General features: G+C 39.6%; 26 protein-coding genes and 1 tRNA gene. 22 read left to right on the forward strand and 5 right to left on the reverse strand.

Annotated features, from left to right (window positions below):
• Positions 1–7: 7 nt before the first annotated feature.
• The 3 genes from deoC to HMPREF1865_RS05810 are packed head-to-tail and all read left to right on the forward strand — an operon-like array spanning position 8 to position 2,431.
• Positions 8–670, forward strand: coding sequence for a deoxyribose-phosphate aldolase (gene deoC, locus HMPREF1865_RS05800; protein ID WP_004698377.1), 663 nt, complete (start codon positions 8–10; stop codon positions 668–670).
• Between the two features lie 53 nt (positions 671–723).
• A complete protein-coding gene (locus HMPREF1865_RS05805) occupies positions 724–2,025 on the forward strand; it encodes a pyrimidine-nucleoside phosphorylase (protein ID WP_060919513.1) in 1,302 nt (433 codons plus the stop codon).
• A gap of 10 nt (positions 2,026–2,035) precedes the next feature.
• Positions 2,036–2,431 (forward strand): cytidine deaminase, encoded by a 396-nt coding sequence (locus HMPREF1865_RS05810; RefSeq protein ID WP_060919514.1) that lies wholly within the window; start codon positions 2,036–2,038, stop codon positions 2,429–2,431.
• A 39-nt stretch (positions 2,432–2,470) separates the two neighbouring features.
• Here HMPREF1865_RS05810 and HMPREF1865_RS05815 read toward each other — a convergent pair whose 3' ends face one another.
• Together HMPREF1865_RS05815 and menA are read right to left on the reverse strand one after the other, a co-directional pair.
• On the reverse strand, positions 2,471–3,289 hold the full coding sequence (locus tag HMPREF1865_RS05815; RefSeq protein ID WP_004698373.1) for a MetQ/NlpA family ABC transporter substrate-binding protein: 819 nt from the start codon (positions 3,287–3,289) through the stop codon (positions 2,471–2,473).
• Between the two features lie 142 nt (positions 3,290–3,431).
• Positions 3,432–4,334 carry a 1,4-dihydroxy-2-naphthoate octaprenyltransferase gene (gene menA, locus HMPREF1865_RS05820; RefSeq protein WP_060919515.1) on the reverse strand — a complete coding sequence of 301 codons (903 nt, stop codon included), beginning with the start codon at positions 4,332–4,334 and terminating at the stop codon, positions 3,432–3,434.
• Between the two features lie 242 nt (positions 4,335–4,576).
• On the opposite strand from menA, the gene HMPREF1865_RS05825 reads away from it, so the two are divergent.
• The 4 genes from HMPREF1865_RS05825 to HMPREF1865_RS05840 all read left to right on the forward strand — a co-directional run bounded on the left by HMPREF1865_RS05825 (position 4,577) and on the right by HMPREF1865_RS05840 (position 8,055).
• A complete protein-coding gene (locus HMPREF1865_RS05825; RefSeq protein ID WP_060919516.1) occupies positions 4,577–5,521 on the forward strand; it encodes a hypothetical protein in 945 nt (314 codons plus the stop codon).
• A gap of 1 nt (position 5,522) precedes the next feature.
• Positions 5,523–6,302 (forward strand): hypothetical protein, encoded by a 780-nt coding sequence (locus HMPREF1865_RS05830; RefSeq protein ID WP_060919517.1) that lies wholly within the window; start codon positions 5,523–5,525, stop codon positions 6,300–6,302.
• A 132-nt stretch (positions 6,303–6,434) separates the two neighbouring features.
• Entirely contained in the window at positions 6,435–6,806 is a 372-nt protein-coding gene (locus HMPREF1865_RS05835; protein WP_060919518.1) for a RidA family protein, read from the forward strand.
• 1 nt (position 6,807) lies between these two features.
• Positions 6,808–8,055, forward strand: a complete 1,248-nt coding sequence (locus HMPREF1865_RS05840; protein WP_060919519.1) for an L-cysteine desulfidase family protein — start codon at positions 6,808–6,810, stop codon at positions 8,053–8,055.
• Positions 8,056–8,166: 111 nt separating this feature from the next.
• Here HMPREF1865_RS05840 and HMPREF1865_RS05845 read toward each other — a convergent pair whose 3' ends face one another.
• From HMPREF1865_RS05845 to tadA, 3 genes are all read right to left on the reverse strand, one after another.
• Positions 8,167–9,354, reverse strand: coding sequence for an MFS transporter (locus HMPREF1865_RS05845; RefSeq protein WP_060919520.1), 1,188 nt, complete (start codon positions 9,352–9,354; stop codon positions 8,167–8,169).
• 58 nt (positions 9,355–9,412) lie between these two features.
• Positions 9,413–9,503 (reverse strand) — tRNA-Ser (locus tag HMPREF1865_RS05850).
• Entirely contained in the window at positions 9,457–10,002 is a 546-nt protein-coding gene (gene tadA / locus HMPREF1865_RS05855; protein ID WP_196484508.1) for a tRNA adenosine(34) deaminase TadA, read from the reverse strand. Before tadA ends, HMPREF1865_RS05850 begins: the two co-directional genes overlap by 47 nt.
• Before the next feature lie 83 nt (positions 10,003–10,085).
• On the opposite strand from tadA, the gene HMPREF1865_RS05860 reads away from it, so the two are divergent.
• From HMPREF1865_RS05860 to HMPREF1865_RS05930, 15 genes are all read left to right on the forward strand, one after another.
• Complete coding sequence (locus HMPREF1865_RS05860; protein ID WP_004693621.1) at positions 10,086–10,712, forward strand: trimeric intracellular cation channel family protein; 627 nt, start codon at positions 10,086–10,088, stop codon at positions 10,710–10,712.
• A gap of 148 nt (positions 10,713–10,860) precedes the next feature.
• The gene (locus HMPREF1865_RS05865) at positions 10,861–12,675 is read left to right on the forward strand and encodes a DUF4127 family protein (RefSeq protein ID WP_060919521.1); all 1,815 of its coding nucleotides are present in this window, start codon (positions 10,861–10,863) and stop codon (positions 12,673–12,675) included.
• A gap of 10 nt (positions 12,676–12,685) precedes the next feature.
• A complete protein-coding gene (locus HMPREF1865_RS05870) occupies positions 12,686–13,807 on the forward strand; it encodes an acyltransferase (protein ID WP_060919522.1) in 1,122 nt (373 codons plus the stop codon).
• A gap of 282 nt (positions 13,808–14,089) precedes the next feature.
• The gene (locus tag HMPREF1865_RS05875) at positions 14,090–14,947 is read left to right on the forward strand and encodes an aminotransferase class IV (protein WP_060919523.1); all 858 of its coding nucleotides are present in this window, start codon (positions 14,090–14,092) and stop codon (positions 14,945–14,947) included.
• 55 nt (positions 14,948–15,002) lie between these two features.
• Entirely contained in the window at positions 15,003–16,049 is a 1,047-nt protein-coding gene (locus HMPREF1865_RS05880) for a methionine ABC transporter ATP-binding protein (protein WP_021147815.1), read from the forward strand.
• Positions 16,030–16,683, forward strand: a complete 654-nt coding sequence (locus tag HMPREF1865_RS05885; RefSeq protein WP_060919524.1) for a methionine ABC transporter permease — start codon at positions 16,030–16,032, stop codon at positions 16,681–16,683. The genes HMPREF1865_RS05880 and HMPREF1865_RS05885 overlap by 20 nt, the downstream gene beginning before the upstream one ends.
• A gap of 9 nt (positions 16,684–16,692) precedes the next feature.
• A complete protein-coding gene (locus HMPREF1865_RS05890) occupies positions 16,693–16,989 on the forward strand; it encodes a YerC/YecD family TrpR-related protein (RefSeq protein ID WP_004693609.1) in 297 nt (98 codons plus the stop codon).
• Between the two features lie 65 nt (positions 16,990–17,054).
• Complete coding sequence (locus HMPREF1865_RS05895; protein ID WP_060919525.1) at positions 17,055–17,849, forward strand: TSUP family transporter; 795 nt, start codon at positions 17,055–17,057, stop codon at positions 17,847–17,849.
• An 11-nt stretch (positions 17,850–17,860) separates the two neighbouring features.
• Complete coding sequence (locus tag HMPREF1865_RS05900) at positions 17,861–18,628, forward strand: SDR family NAD(P)-dependent oxidoreductase (protein WP_004693607.1); 768 nt, start codon at positions 17,861–17,863, stop codon at positions 18,626–18,628.
• Positions 18,629–18,754: 126 nt separating this feature from the next.
• Positions 18,755–19,606 (forward strand): hypothetical protein, encoded by an 852-nt coding sequence (locus HMPREF1865_RS05905; protein ID WP_004698348.1) that lies wholly within the window; start codon positions 18,755–18,757, stop codon positions 19,604–19,606.
• A 22-nt stretch (positions 19,607–19,628) separates the two neighbouring features.
• Positions 19,629–19,973 carry a YkvA family protein gene (locus HMPREF1865_RS05910; protein WP_004693603.1) on the forward strand — a complete coding sequence of 115 codons (345 nt, stop codon included), beginning with the start codon at positions 19,629–19,631 and terminating at the stop codon, positions 19,971–19,973.
• A 116-nt stretch (positions 19,974–20,089) separates the two neighbouring features.
• Positions 20,090–20,509, forward strand: a complete 420-nt coding sequence (locus tag HMPREF1865_RS05915) for an acyl-CoA thioesterase (RefSeq protein ID WP_004693602.1) — start codon at positions 20,090–20,092, stop codon at positions 20,507–20,509.
• Complete coding sequence (gene murI, locus HMPREF1865_RS05920; protein WP_060919526.1) at positions 20,502–21,305, forward strand: glutamate racemase; 804 nt, start codon at positions 20,502–20,504, stop codon at positions 21,303–21,305. The genes HMPREF1865_RS05915 and murI overlap by 8 nt, the downstream gene beginning before the upstream one ends.
• 12 nt (positions 21,306–21,317) lie before the next feature.
• On the forward strand, positions 21,318–21,857 hold the full coding sequence (locus HMPREF1865_RS05925; protein ID WP_060919527.1) for a hypothetical protein: 540 nt from the start codon (positions 21,318–21,320) through the stop codon (positions 21,855–21,857).
• Positions 21,858–21,869: 12 nt separating this feature from the next.
• Complete coding sequence (locus tag HMPREF1865_RS05930) at positions 21,870–22,520, forward strand: coenzyme F420-0:L-glutamate ligase (RefSeq protein ID WP_004693597.1); 651 nt, start codon at positions 21,870–21,872, stop codon at positions 22,518–22,520.
• The last annotated feature ends 82 nt before the right edge of the window (positions 22,521–22,602 follow it).

Raw genomic sequence — 22,602 nt, forward strand, 5'->3', positions numbered from 1 at the left:
AGGTACTATGTTGGGGAAAGAATTATTAGCGTATGTAGATCATACATTATTGCGTCCTACAGCTACATGGGATGATATTAAAGAAGTTTGTGAGGATGGTATAAGGTATAAAACTGCATCTGTTTGTATTCCTCCAGATTTTGTAGCATCCGCCCATGAAGCATATCCAGAACTTAACATATGTACCGTTATCGGTTTCCCTTTAGGATATGAAACAACAGAGGTAAAGGTGGCAGAAACGAAACAGGCCATTGAAGAAGGCGCTTCTGAAATTGATATGGTTATTAATCTTGGAGATGTAAAGCAAGGTGATTTTGAAGCGGTAACTAGTGAAATTGAGGCGCTTAAGAAGGCTTGTGGTGATAAGATTTTAAAAGTTATTATCGAAACTTGTTATCTTACAGATTCTGAAAAGGTGGCGCTTTGCAAATGTATTACAAATGGTGGCGCAGACTATATTAAAACATCTACTGGATTTGGTAGCGGCGGTGCAAGCCTTGAAGATATTAGACTCTTTAAAAAGCATATTGGTCCTAATGTACAGATTAAGGCCGCAGGGGGTATTCGCTCTATTACGGATATGAAAGCCTATATTGCAGAAGGTTGTAGCCGAATTGGAGCCAGTGCAGCTGTAGAGTTATTAAAGAATCACTTGAACGAAGAAGTATAATAGAAAACCACCTAGGCTATGCTTAGGTGGTTTCTTAGAATGGCGGTGTAACTATGCGTATGTATGATATTATTCTGAAGAAAAGGGCGAACTTGCCGTTATCAGATAAGGAAATCCGCTTTGTCATAGATGGCTATGTAAATGGAGAAATCCCTGATTACCAAGTGAGTGCACTCTTGATGACCATAGTTTTTAATGGTATGAATGCTCGCGAATTAGGAACTTTGACCTTGGCTATGGCTCAATCAGGTAATATGGTAGACTTATCGAATATTGATGGGATCACCGTAGATAAACATAGTACAGGTGGCGTAGGAGATAAGACCACACTTATTATTGCGCCTCTCGTAGCTGCTTGTGGCGGCAAGGTGGCTAAGATGTCTGGTCGTGGACTTGGTCATACAGGCGGCACTATTGATAAGATGGAATCTATTCCAAATTTAAAGGTATCTTTAGAGAAAGATGCTTTTATCAATCAAGTTAATAAAATTGGTCTTGCTGTTATTGGTCAGTCGGAAGGGCTTGCACCTGCTGATAAAAAGCTATATGCTTTGCGCGATGTGACGGGAACTGTGGATAGTATCCCTCTTATTGCATCCTCTGTTATGAGCAAAAAATTGGCTTCTGGTGCTCAAGCAATTTTGTTAGATGTAAAGGTTGGCAGTGGTGCCTTTATGAAAAACATAGAGGATGCTCGTGAATTGGCTAAAGCAATGGTAGAGATTGGAAAGGAAAATGGCCGTTCAGTTAAGGCTATTTTGACGAATATGGATCGACCGCTAGGCCATGCTATTGGAAATGCTTTGGAGATTCGCGAGGTTATTGATACGTTGAAAGGTCATGGTCCAGAGGATTTAACGCATGAATGTATTATCATGGCAGCTCATATGCTCGTATTGAGCCATATGTGTGATTATGAAACGGCTCTCAGTCGTGTGCAAGAGGCACTCGACTCTGGTGCCGCATTAGAACGATTGCGTATGATGATTGATGCTCAAGGTGGCGACAGCCAAGTTATTGATGATGAAAGCCTATTAGCTATTGGCAAATTCACCTATGAAGTTACAGCGCCTCAAGACGGTTATATTACCCATATGAATACAGAACAATGCGGGATTGCATCCGTTATGCTTGGAGCCGGTCGGACCGTTAAAGATGGCCCTATCGATTATGGTGCAGGTATTGTAATGCACAAAACAACTGGGGACGCCGTTAGCATGGGTGAAAGGATAGCTACACTATATGCTTCTGATGAAAGCTTATTCACTAATGCGGCCCAGACCTATTTAGCGGCGATTACTACTGGTAATACCGCACCTAAAGTAGTGGATACTATACTTGATATTGTAGAGTGAGGAGTGCAATATGAAAGAAAAGGATATTCAAAAGCTCATCGATCGTGCTATTGTGGCTCGCGACAAAACCTATAGTCCTTATTCACATTTTGGTGTGGGCGCAGCCCTTCTTTGCGAAGATGGAACCATCTATGAAGGGTGTAATATAGAAAACGCTTCTTATGGATTAACTAATTGTGCGGAGAGAACTGCTATATTTAAGGCAGTGTCGGAAGGGCAAACAAAATTTAAAGCCCTTGCCGTAGTTGCTGATACGGAAGGGCCTTGTGCACCATGTGGTGCTTGTCGTCAGGTGATTTCTGAATTTGAAATACCTCGTATTATAATGGCGAATTTAAGAGGGGACTATACAGTTGTTGAATTAGAAGGTTTATTACCTTTTAGATTTGGGGCCGATAACATGTAAAAAAGAGACCACGTTGATGTGGTCTCTTTTTGGTATACCTTAGAATGCAGGAACAATAGCACCTTGGTATTTTTCTTGGATGAATTTGATAATTTCAGGACTATGAAGTGCAGCCATCAATTTTTTGATGCGAGGGTCATTTTCATTGCCTTTAAGTACAGTTACGATATTTACGTAAGGGGAATCGTTATTTTCAATTGCCAATGCATCTTTGCCAGGGTTAAGACCTGCGTTTAATGCAAAGTTAGTATTGATAGCGGCTAAGGCTACATCGTCAAGGGAACGAGGTACTTGTGCTGCTTCTAATTCTACGAATTGATATTCGTTAGGGTTTGCAGTAATATCTTGTACGGTAGATAAGATGTTAGTGGAGTCTTTTAATGTAATTAGACCTTGTTTTTGTAACAACAATAATGCACGACCACCGTTTGTAGGGTCATTAGGAATAGCGATTTTAGCGCCTTTTGGAAGATCTTTTAAATCTTTGATTTTACGGGAGTATAAACCCATTGGCTCAAGATGAACACCACCGGCAGATACTAAGTCAAGTTTGTGAGCTTTTGCGAATTCCTCCATGTAAGGTACGTGTTGGAAGAAGTTGGCATCAATCTCTTTGTCCCCTAAAGCCAAGTTAGGTGTGTTGTAATCAGTAAATTCAGTGATTTTTAATTCGATACCATCTTTTGCTAAGATTGGTTTAACTTGTTCCAAAATTTCTGCGTGAGGTACTGCTGTTGCCCCAATTTTTAATACTTGTTTGCCATCGCTAGCAGCTTGTTTGTTGTCGTTACCACAGCCTGCGATTAATAAAGCGCCGCCAAGGATTACAGTAGCTGCCAATGCTAAAAATTTTCTCATTAGACACACTCCTTATACAATAATTACATATAAAATATTAAATCTATAGTACTAAATAACTTCCTATCTATCAAGAAGGAATTATTATAGGTTCTCCATAACTAAAAACTATGGAGAACCTATAATATAAGTATGTTCATTTTTAAAATAATTTGCCCATGATAAGTCCAATCGCCCACATTAGTTGATAAATCATAGCGGCCCCAGCGGTAGTACCCATAGCCTTATCTAATTGGAACTCATCTGTATTGGTAGATAATGTATGAATTGTTTTGAAAGCTAGTGGTGCTGCAAGGAACGCTAATAAGGCGAACCATGTCATATGGCCTACTATAATCCAAGCAATGATCCAAATAAAATTGAAAATATATGAGATACTCATTAAGCTGAGTGCTCTTTCACGACCAAGCACGATTGGCAACGTGTGACGTCCATGGCTTTCATCATTACGAATATCTCGGATATTATTCGTCAACATGATGGAACCAACTAGCAATGTAGATGGAATTGCAGGAATTAACAGGGCTAAGGATAATTCTCGTATCCAGGCATAGCCTGTAATGAGTACGATAGCAAAACCCATGGCGATACCAGAGGAAATTTCTCCAAATGGTGTTCGAGAAATTGGTTTTGGACCGCCAGAGTAAAGAAAACTAATTAGAATACATAAGAAGCCTACAGGAATGTAGTACCAAGTTATAGTAGCAGATAAATAAAGACCAATAATAATGGGTACAAACATGAGTACTTTAATCATCGTTATAATGAGCTCTGGTGTTATAACGCCACGTGTGATAGAACCAGCATTACCTACCTTTTGACCAGCATCGAGTCCAGATTTAAAGTCTTTATATTCATTCCATAAATTAGCTACAATTTGGGCTGTTACAACAGCTAAAAATATGAGCACTGTATGGAAAATGGCAAGACCTGTACCCTGAGCAGCACCAAATGCGTAATAACTAAAGGCGGCACCTAAAATGGTAGGCCCCAATGCAGCAGCTAATGTGCGAGGCCTAGTGAGGGGAATTAATTCTTGTATCATGTTAAAAGCACACCGAGTGTGCACTCCTTTCCATTTCTCATACATATATCATCTTTACATGTCTATTTATGTATTGTATAGCAGAAAGGTAAGCTTGTAAATTATACTATACAGTTATATATGTCGATATAGTATAATAATTAATATATGCAGTATAGATTATCCTTTAAACTCTTAATATATACTGCACAGATTATCTAACAATCTATACATAGTGTATTGTTAAAAAGGTGAGGTGTCTTATGAGAACTCTCAATAAAAAGTTGATGACATTGGCTTGTGCCACCTGTTTAACTGTGGGTATGGGGGCAGTGGCATGTGCTGATACGGTAGATTTAGGTTATGGTATGTACGGCACAACTTCCCCAACTGTGAAAGCTGTAGAAGTTATGCATATTTCTACTGATACAAGATTGCGTAATCAAGAACAAGATAAATTTCTTAAAGTAGCAAATAAATCTGCTGTTGATACTATTAATAATGTTGTGAAAGTACAGACTGGTGTAGCTGTTGAACCAGTGAAGGGGGACTTTCTTGATGGTTACTCCTTCTATCAATTGCAAGGTACTGATAAACAAGGACATCATATAGGTGGTTTAATTGTTATTAACTATTCTAAAAATGCAATTGATCAAGTTATAGGTATGAATAAGACTATTTTAGAGAAGGGGTCAGATGCGGAAAAAGCTGCATTAAAGCACTCTATCTCTAAACATGTAGAATCTTACTCTAAAGAGACGGCCCAACAACAATTACAAGGCATGAAGAGCAATACTATTGAAGGTGCTAAATTAGCTAAAGATCTAAAAACGATAAATGATAAGTTACCTTCTCAAATTATAGGTACCTTTGATAAAATGCTTGCCACAGATAAGAAATCATCTCCTAAAAGTATAGAAGAGGTCCGTTCTTATGTAGACTTTATGGCAAAACAAGTGAGCCTAGATGCAACGCATGTGGCCTATAAACCTGTGCAAACACGCTATGGTACAGCTGTGGCAGGCGATTTACGCGGTAGTCTAAAATATGATGGCTTTAGAAATACGTACTCCTTAATTGGATATGCTGTTCCTACAGATAAAGGTGTATCTTTACAGCTTTTAATGTCTGATGACTCTAGCTATGATTATTGGGCTAATGAGTTGAATCATATGTATCAAACACAATCTCTCAAGGGAGGTAAATAATATGAAATCTTTGAAAGTATTGGCTTGTGCAGCTTGCTTAATGGGTACTGTATCTGGCGTAGGTTTTGCTAAGGATGTACAAACAATTGCAGGATCCATGGTAGTGCCTAACAATGTAACTGTTGTTTCTGCATCCAAAACAAATACACGTGATTTTGTAGAAAAACAATTAAATGAAGAACCTTCAAAATCTACGATGTCGAATATGATGGCAAAGGAATTTTTCCAAAACTTTGGTACTAATTTTGATGTATACCAATTGCAAGGGGCAGATAAAACTGGTCAAAAAGATGCATTCGTAGTAGCTGTAGATGTTAAACAAATAGCGCAACAAGTGGCTAAAGAAAAGGCTAATGACCCTATGTTTATAGCGACAATGGCCGCTCTTGATAAAGGTCAAATTGATCCTGTAACAGAGCAACTTCTATTAGGAACAATAAATAAACAGATTCCCACTAGCACAACAGTAGTTCCTTTGAATAGACCTATTAATGTGTCTAGTCGTGATCCCCAAAAAGCAACGATTATGCCTAAAACACTTAAAACTCTAACCGTAGAAAATGCAGAACAAGTACATCCGGTGGGTGGCACAAAATATCAAACATATGCAGCAAGCTCTCGCTTGTTATATGCAGATGGAAGTGTACAAACTCCACTCTATGCAAATGCTGCATTTGTGTTGAAGGCAGGAAAGCCAGTGTTGTATGTAGGTATAACAACTGATGTACAACGTGATTATTTCAAACCAATATTTGACAATGCATTCAAATCAATTAAATAATTGGTTATATACGTACTTTTATTTTATATGTGATATATTGAGGTAAGTCATATATATCGAGGCATCAACATGAGTTTCGCGCCTTAAATATAGTCATATTAATTTATATTTATTTATAAAAGGAGATTTATCATGAAAACAATTTCTACAGACAAAGCACCAGCAGCAGTAGGCCCTTACTCTCAAGCTAAAGTGGTTGGCGGTTTATTATTTGCTTCTGGTCAAATTCCACTCAATCCTACAACTGGTACAGTTGTTGAAGGGGGCATTGTAGAGCAAACTGAACAAGTATGCAAAAATATTGAAGCCGTATTGACTGAAGCTGGTACAGACTTTTCCAAGGTTGTTAAAACAACTTGCTTCTTAGCTGATATTGGTGATTTCAAAGCATTTAATGAAGTGTATGCTAAATATTTCACTTCTAAACCAGCTCGTTCATGTGTAGCAGTAAAAGACCTTCCATTAGGCGTTATTGTAGAAGTGGAAATTATTGCGGAAGTATAAGATGGATTATATTTCTTTGTTACAGTCAGAGATGCGTCCTGCCTTCGGTTGTACTGAGCCAATTGCATTGGCTTATGCGGCTGCGAAGGCAGTCTCTGTTTTAGATGAGTTTCCTAACCATATTCACGCAAGATGCAGCGCGAATATTATCAAAAATGTAAAATCTGTAGTCATTCCAAATTCTGGAGGGCGAAAAGGCCTAACGGCGGCCGCTACACTGGGTGCTATTGTAGGTCATCCAGAGCGTGAACTAGAGGTGTTGGAATCTGCTACAGACGAAGATCGCAAATGGCTTGGTACATTGCTTGATGCTAACTTCTGTACCGTTTCACTTGCTGAAGGCGTAGATAATCTATATATAGAAATCACTGCAGAAACAGATGAACATACAGCGGTTGTTCGCATTGAAAATGACCATACGAATGTAACCTATGTATCAGTAGATGGTGAGATTGTCTCTGAAACAGTCAATGAAATCAAGAAAGCGGCTAAAACAGAATATGCCATGACCTTCGATAGCATTTACGAATTTGTCTTAACCGGTGATATTTCTGGTATCCTACCTCAAATTAAACAGCAAGTTGAGTATAATACTGCAATTTCTAAGGAAGGTCTGTCCAATGATTATGGATCTAATATTGGACAATTGTTATTGTTAGATGAAGAAAATCCATCTCTCGAAACGAAATGTAAGGCTCGTGCCGCAGCTGGCTCTGATGCGCGTATGAGTGGCTGTCCATTGCCTGTTGTTATTTGCTCTGGCTCTGGTAATCAAGGTTTAACCGTGTCTGTACCAATCATTACGACTGCCGAGGAACTTGGTAAAAGTGATGATGAATTGTATCGAGCGCTCGTCTTTGCTAACTTGCTAACGCTTTATGTTAAATCTGGTATTGGTAAACTATCCGCATACTGCGGGGTTGTATCTGCCGGTGTGGTAAGTGTAGCAGGTATTGCCTTCTTGAAGGGTGATAGTAAAGATATAATCGAGAACACTCTTGTAAATGGTCTTGCAAGTTTATCTGGTATCGTATGTGATGGGGCGAAACCATCCTGTGCAGGAAAAATTGCAATCTCCCTTGATGGCGCTTTTATGGGATATAAACAAGCTCGCCTTAACAAAAACTACCAAAAAGGCGATGGACTTGTAGCATACTCCGTTGATGAAACTATCCGCAGTATTGGCGCTGTGGCACAAGGCATGAAAGAAACGGACGTAGTTATATTGAATGAAATGCTAAAACACTAAACTGCAAGTGACGTGGTTAGCTGAATATAAAAAGAACCCTTCGTTGGTCTGTACCTTCAAAAATTGTGTCCAATTTTGGGGGTACAGTTCACGTGAAGGGTTCTTTTTTGTTTACTGTAATTTTTTAGGATCTTTAAGTATCAATGAAGCCCCAAGACCTACTACTAGGAATGGTACGAGTGTCATCATAGCGGCAGGTAGAGGATAGGTATCCGCAAGGTTGCCTACTACAGGTGCGATGATACCGCCGATAGTTTGGCTTACCCCGAGGGTGATACCGGACGCAAAGCCGATGCTTTTAGCGAGGTAGGTTTGGCCTAGTACGATAACTGGGCTGTAACTAAGGGCTTTAGCAGCGCCAATCATGAGTAGTAACATATACGCTATAGGCATCATGATAACAGGGGAGAAGGTTGGTACTTCTGTTAATAGGAACATGGCTGGTAACCAAATCAATAGGGATAGTCTAATGATTTTAATGGGGCCATATTTGTCGCCTAATAGACCGCCAATATATGTCATGAAGATACCGATACTAAAGAATATGGTTAATGCAAAGCTACCTTGCTCTGGGCTAGTGCCGAGTTCACGAGTCCAGAAGATAGGAATAAATGCATTGATAACACGGAAGTTTACCGATTGGCTTAGGATGATAATAAACAAGATACCAAAGTATTTCCAGTAATTTTTTAGCGGCTTAGCCACTAGTGTAGGGTTTTCCATAGCTACCGCTTGGTCGATAGTGCGTGCACAAGTTACTATGCGCGGCATGAGGAGGAATAAAACTGTTGAGATAATAAGCCCCACTATGGTGAAAGCTGCCAGTCCATGAGGGCCTACTGTATAGGCAATAGAGCCAGCAAAGAGTGGGCCGATGGCAAAACCAGAGCTGCCGCCGATGGCGAAGGTACCCATGGCTTTACCTTTTTTGCCACCTCCAAGGCGATTCATGATTTTCGCTCCTTCAGGATGGAAGATAGAGGAGCCTACACCGGCTAAGGTAGCACAAACAAGTAAGCTTTCATAGGAGGTTACAAACCCCATGGCACCTGTGCTACAAGCTGAGAGCAGAACACCTAAGGCGATGAGCCGTGGCTGATTGATCTTGTCAGAGACATAACCTAATAATGGCTGTAACAATGAAGATAATGCTGTATTGGCTAATATAAGAAAGCCTGCCTGCTCTAAACTAAGTCCATAAGTGTAGATAAATAATGGCAAGAGGGCAGGTAATACACTTTGACAGGAGTCGTTAATCATATGACTCACCGTAATGAGATAAGGGTAATATTTTTTCATAGTAGTGGTCCCTTCGCAAAAAAGCGCTAACCATGGTTAGCGCTTTATATATTTTATATGGCAGAGGAGGAGGGATTTGAACCCCCGCGCCGGTTGCCCGACCTACCGCATTTCGAGTGCGGACCCTTCAGCCTCTTGGGTACTCCTCCGTGTTTTACGGCGCTCTTTAAAAAAGTCTTTCATGATTTGACTACATTCATCACCAAGGACCCCCGATGCTAATTCGGGTTCATGATTTAAACCAGGGTGAGAGAGTACATTGAAAAGAGACTCTACAGCGCCTCCTTTGTAATCACTTGCACCATATACAACACGGTCAATACGACTGTTGATGATGGCTCCAGCGCACATCGGACACGGCTCTATCGTAACATACAGGGTACAACCAGTCAACCGCCAGCGCTTGAGTACATCGCATGCTTCGCGGATGACGAGCAGCTCTGCATGAGCCGTTGCATCGTGATCTAATTCACGGCGATTATGGTGGCGTGAAATGATTGTATTGTTTTGAACTAAAATGGCGCCGATAGGAATTTCTCCTAGGGCATAAGCTTTGTGGGCTTCCTCTAGGGCAAAACCCATAAAATATTCATCACGGCTACGCTCATCCATATTTTTAATCTCTATAGGTGTAATGTTCTTTGTCATTCTCATACCTCTTAATGTATAATATCTTACATAAAGTCTATCATAGTGTGCGAAGTTATGCGAATAGATTGTGTGAGGGTATTATGGATATTATTTGGTACATATTTGATATGATTGGCACTATTGCCTTTGCTATCTCCGGAGCACTTGTTGGGGTGGCGCGGAGAATGGATATATTTGGTATGGCTGTATTGGCACTGGCCACGGCAATCGGTGGTGGAATTGTACGTGATGTTCTCTTGGGGTATTTTCCGCCGAATTCGTTACGCAATATTGTATATGTAACTGTGGTTATTTCCGTAACAATTATCGTATTTATTATCTATAACAGCCGTTATCGCAAGCATGCTATGGGCCCTCGTAGCCGAGCAAGCTATTTATTAGCCGATGCAGTTGGGTTGGCATCTTTTACAGTAACTGGAGCATCTGCAGGGTTTAAACTATATCCAGAGTTGCCAATTTTCATTGTTTTATTAGGAACTATTACTGCTGTTGGAGGTGGTATTATCCGAGATATGCTGGCTCAACGGATTCCGTCTGTTTTGAAAGAAGATGTGTACGCTCTGCCTAGTGTTATTGGGGGCATCGTTTATTACTTAATGGTTATTTCTAACTGGGTTGGAGAGGCTGTATATGGTGCGTTTACCGTTGTACTAGTTATCCGTTTACTAGCTATTAAATATAATTGGAGCTTACCCAAAGTGCGCTAAAGCTAAAGGCACTGCATTTGAGAAATAACAGGTAAATGATATAATTATACTATTAAGTATTTCATAAAAGTGTCAGAAAAAAAGAGTATTATATAAAAGTTAATTTTCGAGTCGAGAGTACTCGTGTACACAGAAGGAGATTTGCTTTATGACAAATAAATGGTTGAAAGTAGCATTAATGGTTACAGCCATTGCTACAGGTACATCCATCAAAATTGATGCAGAAACCGTATTATATGTACCTCAAGATGATCGTCCTGTAAGTTTGCAATATACAGTTGATACAGCTCGTGAGGCGGGTATGACTGTGTTGACACCACCTCAACACTTGATTTCTGGTAAGACGTACCAAGGTCAAGCTGATCAAATTATGGCTTGGGTAGAGCAAAATGCAGGTCGTGCTGATGTTATGGTATTAAGTACAGATACTCTTATTTATGGAGGTCTTGTAGATTCTCGTAAACATAATATTCCTCTTAGCACATTGCAAAATCGCTTGAAACGTATTGAAGGTTTAAAAGCGCGTAATAAAAATGTACGCATCTATGGATTTGGTACCGTAATGCGTTCCCCACGCGCGAGTGGTGGTGGTACTGAACCGGCCTACTATGCGGAATATGGCCCAACTATCTTCCAAATCGCTGCATTACAAGATAAATTAGATTCTGGCTCTTTAACGCAAGAAGAAACTCAAAAATTGATGAGCCTACAAGCCTCTGTTCCTGTGGAATACTTGCAAGACTGGTTTGACCGCCGTCAAAAAAATATGAAAATCAACAAAGAGTTGATTGATGAAACTCGCAGTGGTGTATTCGACTACTTTGCATTAGGTCATGATGATACATCTCAATTATCTCAATCCGCTCTAGAAGGTCGTTACCTTAACAAATATTCCAAGGATATTTCTGTTGAAAAATACGGTAGCTTCCCTGGTGCTGACCAACTTGGTCTCTTGTTGATGGCGCGTTCCCGTACCGATGTGAGCACAGAAAAACCTACATTCTCCGTAATTTATCCACTCGGTGGCGGAGGTAAAACATTGCCAGGTTACGAAGATCAAACGATTGATAAAACAATTGCTCAACACGTTGAGGCTGTAGGTGGCACAATGGTGACACAAGGTAAACCAACTGTATTATTGGCTGTTAATACACCTCTTACTACGAGTACAGGCGAGTCTGAAAACTTCGAAAACTTCCCAATGATCTCTAACTCTACAAATGCTTTCGTAGATCGCATTCAGCAAGCTGTTGACTCTGGTGTGAACGTAAGCGTTGCAGATATTGCTTTCAATAATGGCGCAGATAATACATTGGTATCCGCTATGTATAAACGAGATTTGTTGTACAAAATCGGTGCGTATAATGGTTGGAATACAGCAAGTAACACAGTAGGTTACGCTATTGCTCAAGGATTATTGCTTAAATCTATGAGTCCAGAAGGTCATCGTGATATGTTGACGCAACAATATTTGGATAACTGGGCATATCAAGCAAATATTCGTAAAGATATTTATCGTATGCAAGATTCTATCAGAACAGACAATGTTCGTTACTCTGGTGAATTAAATGAACGTCTTGAAAGTTACTTAGGTGAACGCATTCAAGATTTCGCTGAAAAATACCTTAAAATCAATCCTCGTACAGTAAAAGCTACATTCCCATGGGGTCGTCTATTTGAAACGGATATCACTGTTTATGCCAAACCAGTGGTACCACTTGAAAAAGAATTGCGCTTGAAACGAGAAGCTGAAGCAAAATCTAAGGCTGAAGCAGAAGCTAAGGCTAAGGCAGAAGCGGCTGCTAAAGCAAATGGTCAGGCTGTACCAGCACAAGCCGCACAACCTGAAAAAGCTGCAACGCCTCAAACACCTACATCTACACCTCCTGTAGTTAAACAACCAGCTACAGAGTCTCAAGGTCCACGTGTGGTACCGACACCTACAGTGGCACCTGGTCAATAGTGAATAGGCAATGGCTATGAAAAAAGCGTTTTTACCGGAAATTACTTATATGCGAGGCCTCTGTATGCTCGGTGTTATCGGCATTCATGTAGGATCTTACGCATTGCAAAATCCTTTTGTAAATTTAGAACTCATCAGCGTGTTAGAAATTCTCTCTCGCTTTGGAGTGCCTGCGTTTTTCTTCCTCTCTGCATTTGGCTTGTTTTATCATACCTCGGTAGAGGGACCATTCTCATATAAGGAATTTATGCACCGCCGCATTCAGGTGGTGCTATTTCCATATATTACGTGGTCCATCTTTTACTTGCTATATACAGGGATGACAGCTCATAACCTTGGCAATTTACATCCAGGGCCGTTGGCGATAAATCTACTCTTTGGTACCTCTATGTATCATCTATATTTTATGGTTATTTTGCTATGGTTCTACGTGATGATGCCATTATGGCGGGCCATGGTGAAAGTCATCTTAAAACGGCCTGTATTTTGGCTGGTGTTACTATTTGTCATCCAAGTTGGTATCGATTATGTTTCGTCTTACATGCTTGGCCGTTGGGTAACAGAAAATCTAAGCAATCAGCCAGTTCTTAAATATCTTTTTGATATGCGACTCAACTATTGGGTTATTCATTATGTGTGGATTTTCCTTTTAGGTGCCGTATGTGCTGAACGATATGAAATCGTCTGCGAATATATGTGGCGTTATCGTTACCTTTTAGGCGTCAGTGCGGTAAGCTCTATATTATTGATGCTTGGCTCTTATTACTATGTCATGGACGTATGGCATTATACTGTGTTAGAAGCAATTTACACGGTACATCAAATGAGTCCTATGGGCGTTCTTTATACAGGATTGGGAACGATGTTTAGTTTATTCCTATTCCAAAGGCTACCTATGAATGTGACTATGGAGTCCATTTGGTCTGAGATAGGCGATAAATCGTATGGTATTTATTTAGCGCATCCATTTTGGTTGTTAATCATTTCTGGTGTGATGGCTAAATATAATCTCTTGTATACGGTGACCAACGTGCTAATTATGTATGGTATGGCGTTAGCATTATCTTATTTGACTACAGTGGGCCTTAATTATGTGCCTAAATCTATCCGTAAATTTATACTGGGGCATTAGTTTAGTATGAGAACTATTATATTGAGAGACCTAATTGGTGCTAGTACGTTAATGGTGTATGTAGTTTTAGTTAGTTTTGTAGTGCTGATTTAGTATAAACATAATATTTGTTATACATCCGCTAGGATATAGTTTTTAACTATGGTATCCTAGCGGATTTTTGTATATCGAATTATTATCTTTCACAAAGTAAAGTGTGAAAATTTGAAAGTAATTGTGTTATAATAAGTCCATGATGATTACCACTTGATAGAGTAACGGAATAGAAAAAGAGGTGCTCCTATGCAAGAATTAACATATTTTAACGGTGAATTCGTCGAACCAGGTGCTAAAGTTATCAGCATTGATGATCGTGGCTATTTATTTGGTGACTCTGTATATGAAGTTGTTCGCGTCGTAAAAGGCCGTTGCTTCGCTTTGTCTTACCACCAAGATCGCTTGTATCGCTCTATGCGTGAAATGGATATCCCTGTAAAAATGACCCCTGATGATTTGACAGAATTGCACGAAATTTTGATCGAGCAAAGTGAAATCAAAGAGGGCTATATTTATTTACAAATCTCTCGTGGTGTAGCACCACGTCATCATGCTTATGATCGCTCCAAATTAGAACCACAAATGCTTATGTCTATCCGCACCTTGGATTTAGATGAAGTCAATAAATTGGGTGAAGGTGTAAAAGCGATAGCTTTGTCTGATGAACGTTGGGAACATGTAGATATTAAGACTACTAACTTGATCCCGAATATTTTGGCGCAAACAAAAGCAGAAAAGAAATTTGCCTATACAGCCATCTTGTTCCGTGATGGCATTTGTACAGAGGGCGCTACATCTAATGTGTTTGCTGTTAAAGATGGTATCTTGTACACGCATCCAGCGGATAATCATATCTTAAAAGGTATTACGCGCCAAATGATCTTAACCCGTGTAGCACCATCTTTAGGTATTACCATTATTGAGAAAGAATTTGACCGCACCTTTGTAGATGAAGCGGACGAACTATTCTTTACCGATACAATTGGTGGTGTCATTCCAATTACTAAGCTAGACAGAAATCCAGTATCTGGTGGTAAACCAGGTGCTATTACACTTCGTCTACGCGAAGCTCTAGAAAAATTGATGGAAGAAGGATTACCTTGATAGATAAGCTGCTTTCATCAAATAATACATATTTACCTTAAGAAAGGAAATTATTTTGATACAATTAGAACACATTAGTAAAGTCTATGAAGGCGCTACTCGTGTGGAAGCGTTGAAAGATATTAGCCTAAATGTGAAAGAAGGCGAAATCTTTGGCATTATCGGCCAATCTGGTGCCGGTAAATCCACATTGATTCGTTGCATCAATATGCTCGAAGCACCTACATCTGGTTCTGTTATCGTAAATGGTACAGACTTAACTACACTTAGCAAATCTGATTTGCGTAAAGCGCGAAAAGATATTGGCATGATTTTTCAACATTTTAACCTATTGTCCTCTCGTACCGTATATGACAATGTGGCATTTCCGTTGGAACTACAAGGAATGAGCAAATCTGAAATCAAGGAACGCATTACGCCGATTCTTGATATCGTAGGCCTTACAGACCGGATGAACAACTATCCATCTCAATTGTCTGGTGGTCAAAAGCAACGTGTTGGTATTGCTCGTGCTTTAGCGTCTAATCCAAAGGTCCTCCTTTGTGACGAAGCTACATCTGCCCTTGATCCTCAAACAACAGATTCTATTTTGAAATTGTTGAAAAATATTAATGAGAAGATGGGGCTCACTATTGTGCTCATTACACATGAGATGCACGTTATCCGTGAAATCTGTGATCGCGTGGCGGTTATTGAAGGTGGTGTCATCCTCGAAGAAGGTAGTACTATTGAAGTATTCACACATCCTCGCGAAAATACGACAAAAGAGTTTATTAGCTCTGTAGTGAGTGATAACTTACCTCCAGAAGCATTGGAACATCTAGAGTTGCATGATCAATGGATTGCAGGGACCGCGCCCTTAGTTCGTCTCAAATTTACAGGACAAGCAACAGATGAGCCTGTAGTAGCAGGCCTTGTAAGACGCTTTAATTTAGATGTAAGCATCCTTTTTGGCGGCATTGATTACATCCAAAATACGAGCGTTGGTCGCCTCATCGTTATCTTGAATGGTGACCCAGAAAATGCGCAAGAAGGTTTGGACTACATCAAAACATTACCAATTGAAAGCGAGGTGATCGGTTATGTCAGAGCAAATCATTAATCTACTCATAACTGGTACCCTTGATACATTGCAAATGACGATAATTTCTACCGTAATGGCAATGTTATTAGGTATTCCTCTTGGTGTTGTTTTGGTTGTTACTTCTAAAGGTCATATCTTAGAAAATGTAGCACTCAATAAAGTATTGGGTGCCATTGTCAATGCTACACGTTCTGTACCTTTCATCATCTTGATGGTTGCTATCATTCCGTTTACTCGTATGGTGGTAGGTACATCCATCGGTACAACTGCAGCATGTGTGCCGTTGACCATTGCGGCAATTCCGTTTTTGGCACGCCTTGTAGAAACGTCTATTAAGGACATCAATTTTGGCGTTATCGAGGCGGCTCAATCTATGGGGGCAAGCCCATTACTAATCATTTGGAAAGTATTATTACCAGAAGCATTGCCAACAATTATTGACAATGTAACGGTTCTTATCGTTAACCTCATCGGTTACTCTGCGATGGCTGGTGCTATTGGTGGTGGTGGCCTTGGGGATATTGCTATCCGATATGGTTACCAACGTTTCCAAGCAGATATTATGATCGCTACAATCATCATCTTGATTGTATTGGTACAAGTTGTACAAATGATTGGTGATGCTTGGTCTAAAGCGATGAATAAGAAGTAGGAGGATCCTATGAGTATCAATGAAAAATTGAGAAGTCAACAAAATGACGAATTGTTCACCGCCATTTTAACGCTTGAAAATACAGAGGAATGCTATGCATTTTTTGAAGATATCTGTACGATTAACGAATTAAAAGCATTATCTCAACGCTTACAAGTAGCAAAAATGCTTCGCGCAGGGGATAGCTATGAGAAAATCGTAGAAGAAACGGGTGCGAGTACTGCTACGATTAGTCGTGTAAAGCGCTGTTTAGTATATGGTGCGGATGGTTATACATTGGCCCTCGATCGTCTAGGTGCAAAATAAAATAAATTAGCATGACAACGGTGGCCTTTGGCGACCGTTGATGTGCTATCTGTAGGAGGTTTATTATGGAGTGGCTCATTGCGGTAACAGGTTTACCATTTGATATCCTTATACTCGTTTTACTTGCCGTAGCTGGTGCGTTTGCTGGCTTTGTAGACTCCATTGTAGGCGGGGGAGGCCTCATTTCTGTACCTGCCATGTTATTAACAAATCTTCCACCTAGTGTGGCTCTAGGCAGTAATAAATTATCTAGTATTTTTGGTGCTGGCAGTGCATCGATTACATTTTTGAGAAATCACATGGTTGATTTTTCCCTAGTTCGCAAATTACTGCCTTTTACCTTTGTGGGTTCTATGCTTGGTACCTTGGCGGTTGTTTCTTTACCACCGCTATATGTAAAGCCTATTATTATCATATTACTTGTTTGTGTAACACTCTTTGTGGTGTTCAAAAAAGACTGGGGTGAAATCAATCGTACATCTCAGGTAACAGGAAAAGCGCTATATATTTGTATGGCTTTTGCTCTTGGCATTGGTATATATGACGGCTTTATTGGTCCTGGTACAGGTACATTTCTGATTATGGGCTTTATCTTTACAGGCTTTGATTTTTTACATGCATCTGCTAATGCAAAAATATTGAATTTTACTAGTAATTTGGCGTCTTTATTGGTATTTTTATATTTAGGACACGTCAATATTAAGTATGGTCTTGCCACCGGGGCAGGTCAAATTATAGGTGCTTATTTAGGCTCGCATTTGGCAATTGCGAAGGGCTCATCTTTGGTGCGAGTTGTATTCTTGTCGGTAACGACAGTTATGTTGTTGAAATTAGTCTATGACTATATTTCAACATTATAGGAGGGCAAGGTATGCCTCATAAAAGTGATGTTCAAGTGGCCTTGATTAGTGGTGGTACATCGGGTATTGGATTTGCTACGGCAAAGCTTTTACTTAAAGAAGGTTGGTGTGTAGTCATCAATGGTCGAAATGAAAAAGTTGGTCAAAAGGCTAAAACTAAGCTACGTCGTTATTCCTCTAAGGTACAATATATTCAAGGTGATGTATCTAAAATTGAGGACTGTCAGCGAATTGTAAAAGAAACAGTAGATTTATTTGGTGGGGTGTCTGCTCTTGTAACAGCTGCAGGCTATTATGAAGAAGAGTTACTAGCTGATGTTACAGAAGCAGCTTTTGATGAAATGTTTGGGACCAATGTAAAAGGTACTGTATTCTTATGTCAAGCGGCGCTTCCCTATTTACGAGCCTCAAAGGGCAGTATTGTAACAATCGCTAGTGATGCAGGTTTACAAGGTAATGTAGCGTGTTCTGTATATGGTGCGTCAAAGGGAGCTGTAGTGAGCTTTACAAAATCTCTATCTCTTGAAATGGCACCTCACAGTGTTCGTGTAAACTGTGTGTGTCCTGGTGATGTAGATACATCATTAGTAGATAAACAGATTGCTAATGCCCACCAAGATGCGGCGGCTGCTAAGGCTGAAATGGGCCAACATTACCCATTAGGTCGTATTGCTAAGCCTCATGAAATTGGAGAAGTAATTGTATTTTTGTTGAGTAATAAGGCGTCTTTTGTGACAGGTGCAGCCTGGACAATCGATGGAGGACTCACAAGTTGGTAATATAGAAAATATTAGAAGCTATTATATATGGATAATTAGAAAAATTCATTTCACTTCTATCAATAGAATGGTATAATAATACTAATAATAAGACCTATAGTTGGTTCACAACAAAGGAGAATACTTATGGCAGAATATAATGGCGTAACACTTGAGCCCCTTACGGATGGATCTCAAGATCGTGACTATCAAGTTGAACAATTTATCTTCTGGGGGGCAGGTCGTGCGGCAGCATTGGCATTATCCTCTAAATTCAGCAGTGTCGCTTTGTGCGCCAATGCTACGTACATGGTAACTCGCATTGCTCATCTTTATGATGTAGAATTGCAAGCAGGTGCTGTAGTTGGTTTAGTAGGTGGTCTTAGCACAGCTGTAGGTACAGCTGCAGTATCCCTTTTAATTCCAATTAAAGCTGTTCGCGTTCCTGTAGCTATCGGTTTAACTTATGCTATTGGTAAAATTGCACATATTTGGATTCAAGATGGCATGCCTTCTGATATCGAACGTTACAAACCGATGGTTGCTGAATTCCTTGAAAATGGCAAAGCTATTGCTTCTGAAATCGTTCGTGATGCAAGTGCTAGCATTCCTTTCACTCAAGGTCAACGTGACGTATGGGCTGGGATTGCTAACGAAACAGGTCTTGCTAAAGAATCTTTAAAGCAAGTTTACGATGAAAAAGTAACACCTGCCATCAATAAATGGAATAATGAAACAAAATACCAAATCCATGATAACGCAGCAGAGGTTGTAGCAAAGGTTTCTGATGCAGCGAAAGAAAAAATTGATTCTGCTAAAGAAGGTATTGAAGTAGCCAAAGAATTCGCAAAAGGTGGTGTAGAAGTGGCAAAAGCTTCTGCACAAGTAGCAGTAGAAACTGCAAAAACTAAAGCTTCTGATGCCGTAGAGACAGCAAAAGATGTTGCTACAAACACTGTTAATACAGCGAAAGAAAAAATTGGCGGTTTGCGTAAATAAACGCTGAAGGATTATTATTACTATGAATCCATTTAATATTATTAAATATGGTAAGTATTTTAGCGAATCAAGATTTTTAGGGTTTCTTGGTCGATATGGTAAGAAACTTGCCTTTGTACAACAAGCAGTAACCTTGTTCCTTTGTTTTCGTGACAAGGATACTCCCAAATATGTAAAAGCGGTCATTGCAGGTGCCTTAGGGTATTTGGTATTACCTATTGATATTGTGCCGGATGCGATTGCTGTATTAGGTTGGGTAGATGATGTGGCAGTACTCGGATTAGCCTTTAAGATTGCGAATCGTTATATCAAAACGAGTCATCAAGAAGAGGCAAAAAAATTCTTTCCATTTGGTAGCAGTCGCTAACTTTTACCATTTTAGGCAGTTTGATCCACAGTGATTGAACTGCCTTTATTTATTTGACACACTAAAGTAATAGATATAGAATAAAAATTGTATACTATTTAAAAAGGACAGAATTTATGCATATTGCTTCAGTAAATGTACGATTTTATGAAACTGATATGATGGGGATTGCTCACCATAGTAATCATTTTAGATGGTTTGAAATGGCGCGCATTGAATTCCTTCGTAAGATCGGTGTCACTTTGTGGGATATGATGAATGAGGATATTGTATTTCCTATCATGAATGTATCTTGTAATTATAAAGAACCTGCGAATTTCGATGATGAACTTCACATCGAAACGTATTTGGTTAAGATGACAAGGGCTCAAATGGTGTTTCGCTATCGCATGCGCCGTGCTAGTGATGGAGCGTTACTTGCTACGGGGGAAACTAAGAACGCCTTTATGTCAAAATTAACAGGAAAAATTGTGCGATTAGACGATACTTTTTATCTGCCTATGTTAGCAGCTGTTGAGGAGATGCCGCATGAGTAATGTACAACAATTGCCTATCGGTGTATTTGACTCTGGTGTAGGCGGATTATCTGTGTTAAAGGTGTTACAAGAACAATTTCCTAACGAAGATTTCATCTATATCGGTGATAATGCGAATAATCCTGTAGGTAATCGCAGTGATGATGAAATCACTTATTTGGCGTGTCGTATTGCGGAGACGCTAGAAAAGCAGCCTGTTAAGTTGATGGTGATTGCCTGTAACACCTTCACCGTTGTGGCTCTTGATGCGGTCCGTGAACTTGTATCTGTGCCAGTTATTGGTGTATCACAAGGTGTGAAAACAGCCATTAATAAAAGTAAAAGCAAGACTATCGGTATTATGGCAACCGTAGCCACTGTAAATAGTCATATTCATAAGCATGTGGCTTTAGAAGTTGATCATGAGGTTTTGGTTTGGGAACAACCTTGTCCAGAGTTGGCGGGGCTTATTGAACAAGGTCATTTAGATGATTACTTTGTTCGTGAAGTATGCAAGGATTATTTAGAACCTTTATTATCTCGAGAAATTGAGGTAGTCGTTTTGGGCTGTACTCATTTCCCATTTGTACAACCTTTACTAGAGAAACTAACATCATGTCGCATTCAGTTCATTGATCCTGCTTTTGAAACAAGTGAATTGGTTCGTCACAGACTTGAGCGTAAAAATCTTTTCAATCCTCAAGATACTGTAGGCACCGTGACATTGTATTTTACAAAGGATGTCGAACTTGGTGATACATTGAGTGCATCCTTCCTTGATACAAGCCGTCGTACCATTGAACATATTACATTATAAAGGAGATACCCTATGTGGTTTTATAACATCCTCAGTGCAGTAATAGCTATTATTGTGGCTGTTGCAGCTCTGTACTTATTATTCCGTTTGTTTGTATTGAAACAAGGTAATGAAAATATTGTCTTATTAGCGAAACGAGCAACGAACTTTCAAGTATCTGATCGTAATTTTGAGTCCATTACGTTGTTCTGTGATATACCATTTGTAAATAAAGGGCGCCAATTGGGCACAATAATGGACTTATTTCCACGTCCATTATTACCTGAAGAACATTTTGATGCAGTTAAGGTAAATGCCTGGGCTATGGATATTAATCGTCCGCGTCAAGATGGATACTTTGAAGCTATAATTATCAAACCACGCAAAGGTGGCACAATTCGTGTATATGTTACATTAACAGGTAAAACTGGCAATATTCGAGAAGATATTAAGGGATTCCCTTATATGGACATCGATATTTACTACCAAATCGTAGGTCGGACAGACTATCATATCGATAAACAGCGTATTCGTTTGACTGCTGAAGAAGTTCAAGCAGCAATGGTTCAATAAGGAGGCATAACAATGGCAGAATTAGAGTTAGTATGTGTGCCAACACGTATTCTTACAGATAATGATGACATCGTTGATGCTATCGTTGAATTTGGGGGTCATAATATTGGACCTGAAGATATCGTATGTGTTGCTGAATCTGTAGTAGCTATTACGCAAGGCCGTTTTACACGTCCTGAAGAGTTAAATGTGTGCTGGCAAGCTCGTTTAATTAATCGTTTTATCCATCCAGATGGCTCTATGGCATCTATTTATGGTATGCAATCGGCTATGAATTTGGACGGTAAATGGAAGGTGTTAGGTGCTTTTATTTTAGGTGCTATTGCTAAAATTTTCCGTAAACCTGGCGTGTTCTATGCAATTGCTCGTGCTGCATCATTAACCGATGATGTAACGGGGACTATGCCTCCATTTGATAAGCACATTGTATTTGGTCCAAAGGATCCTGATAAAGTGGCTGAGAAAATTGTATCTCGCACAGGTTGTTATGGTGCCGTTGTAGCTGACGTTAATGACTTGAAACGGTCCGCTATTTTAGGTACAAGTCGTGGCATTGACGCTAAAAAAATTGCACAATTGTTGATTGATAATCCATTTGGTAATGATAGCCAAATGACTCCGATTGTTATCATCAAAAATTACGCATCTGTATCTGGTAAATAACAGAAGGCTGTACTCATCACATAGAGATGGGTACAGCTTTTTTATATATAATGAGATTGAATACGAACTATACGCAGGGTTG

The sequence above is a fragment of the Veillonella parvula genome (assembly GCF_001553335.1).
Taxonomy (GTDB): domain Bacteria; phylum Bacillota; class Negativicutes; order Veillonellales; family Veillonellaceae; genus Veillonella; species Veillonella parvula_S.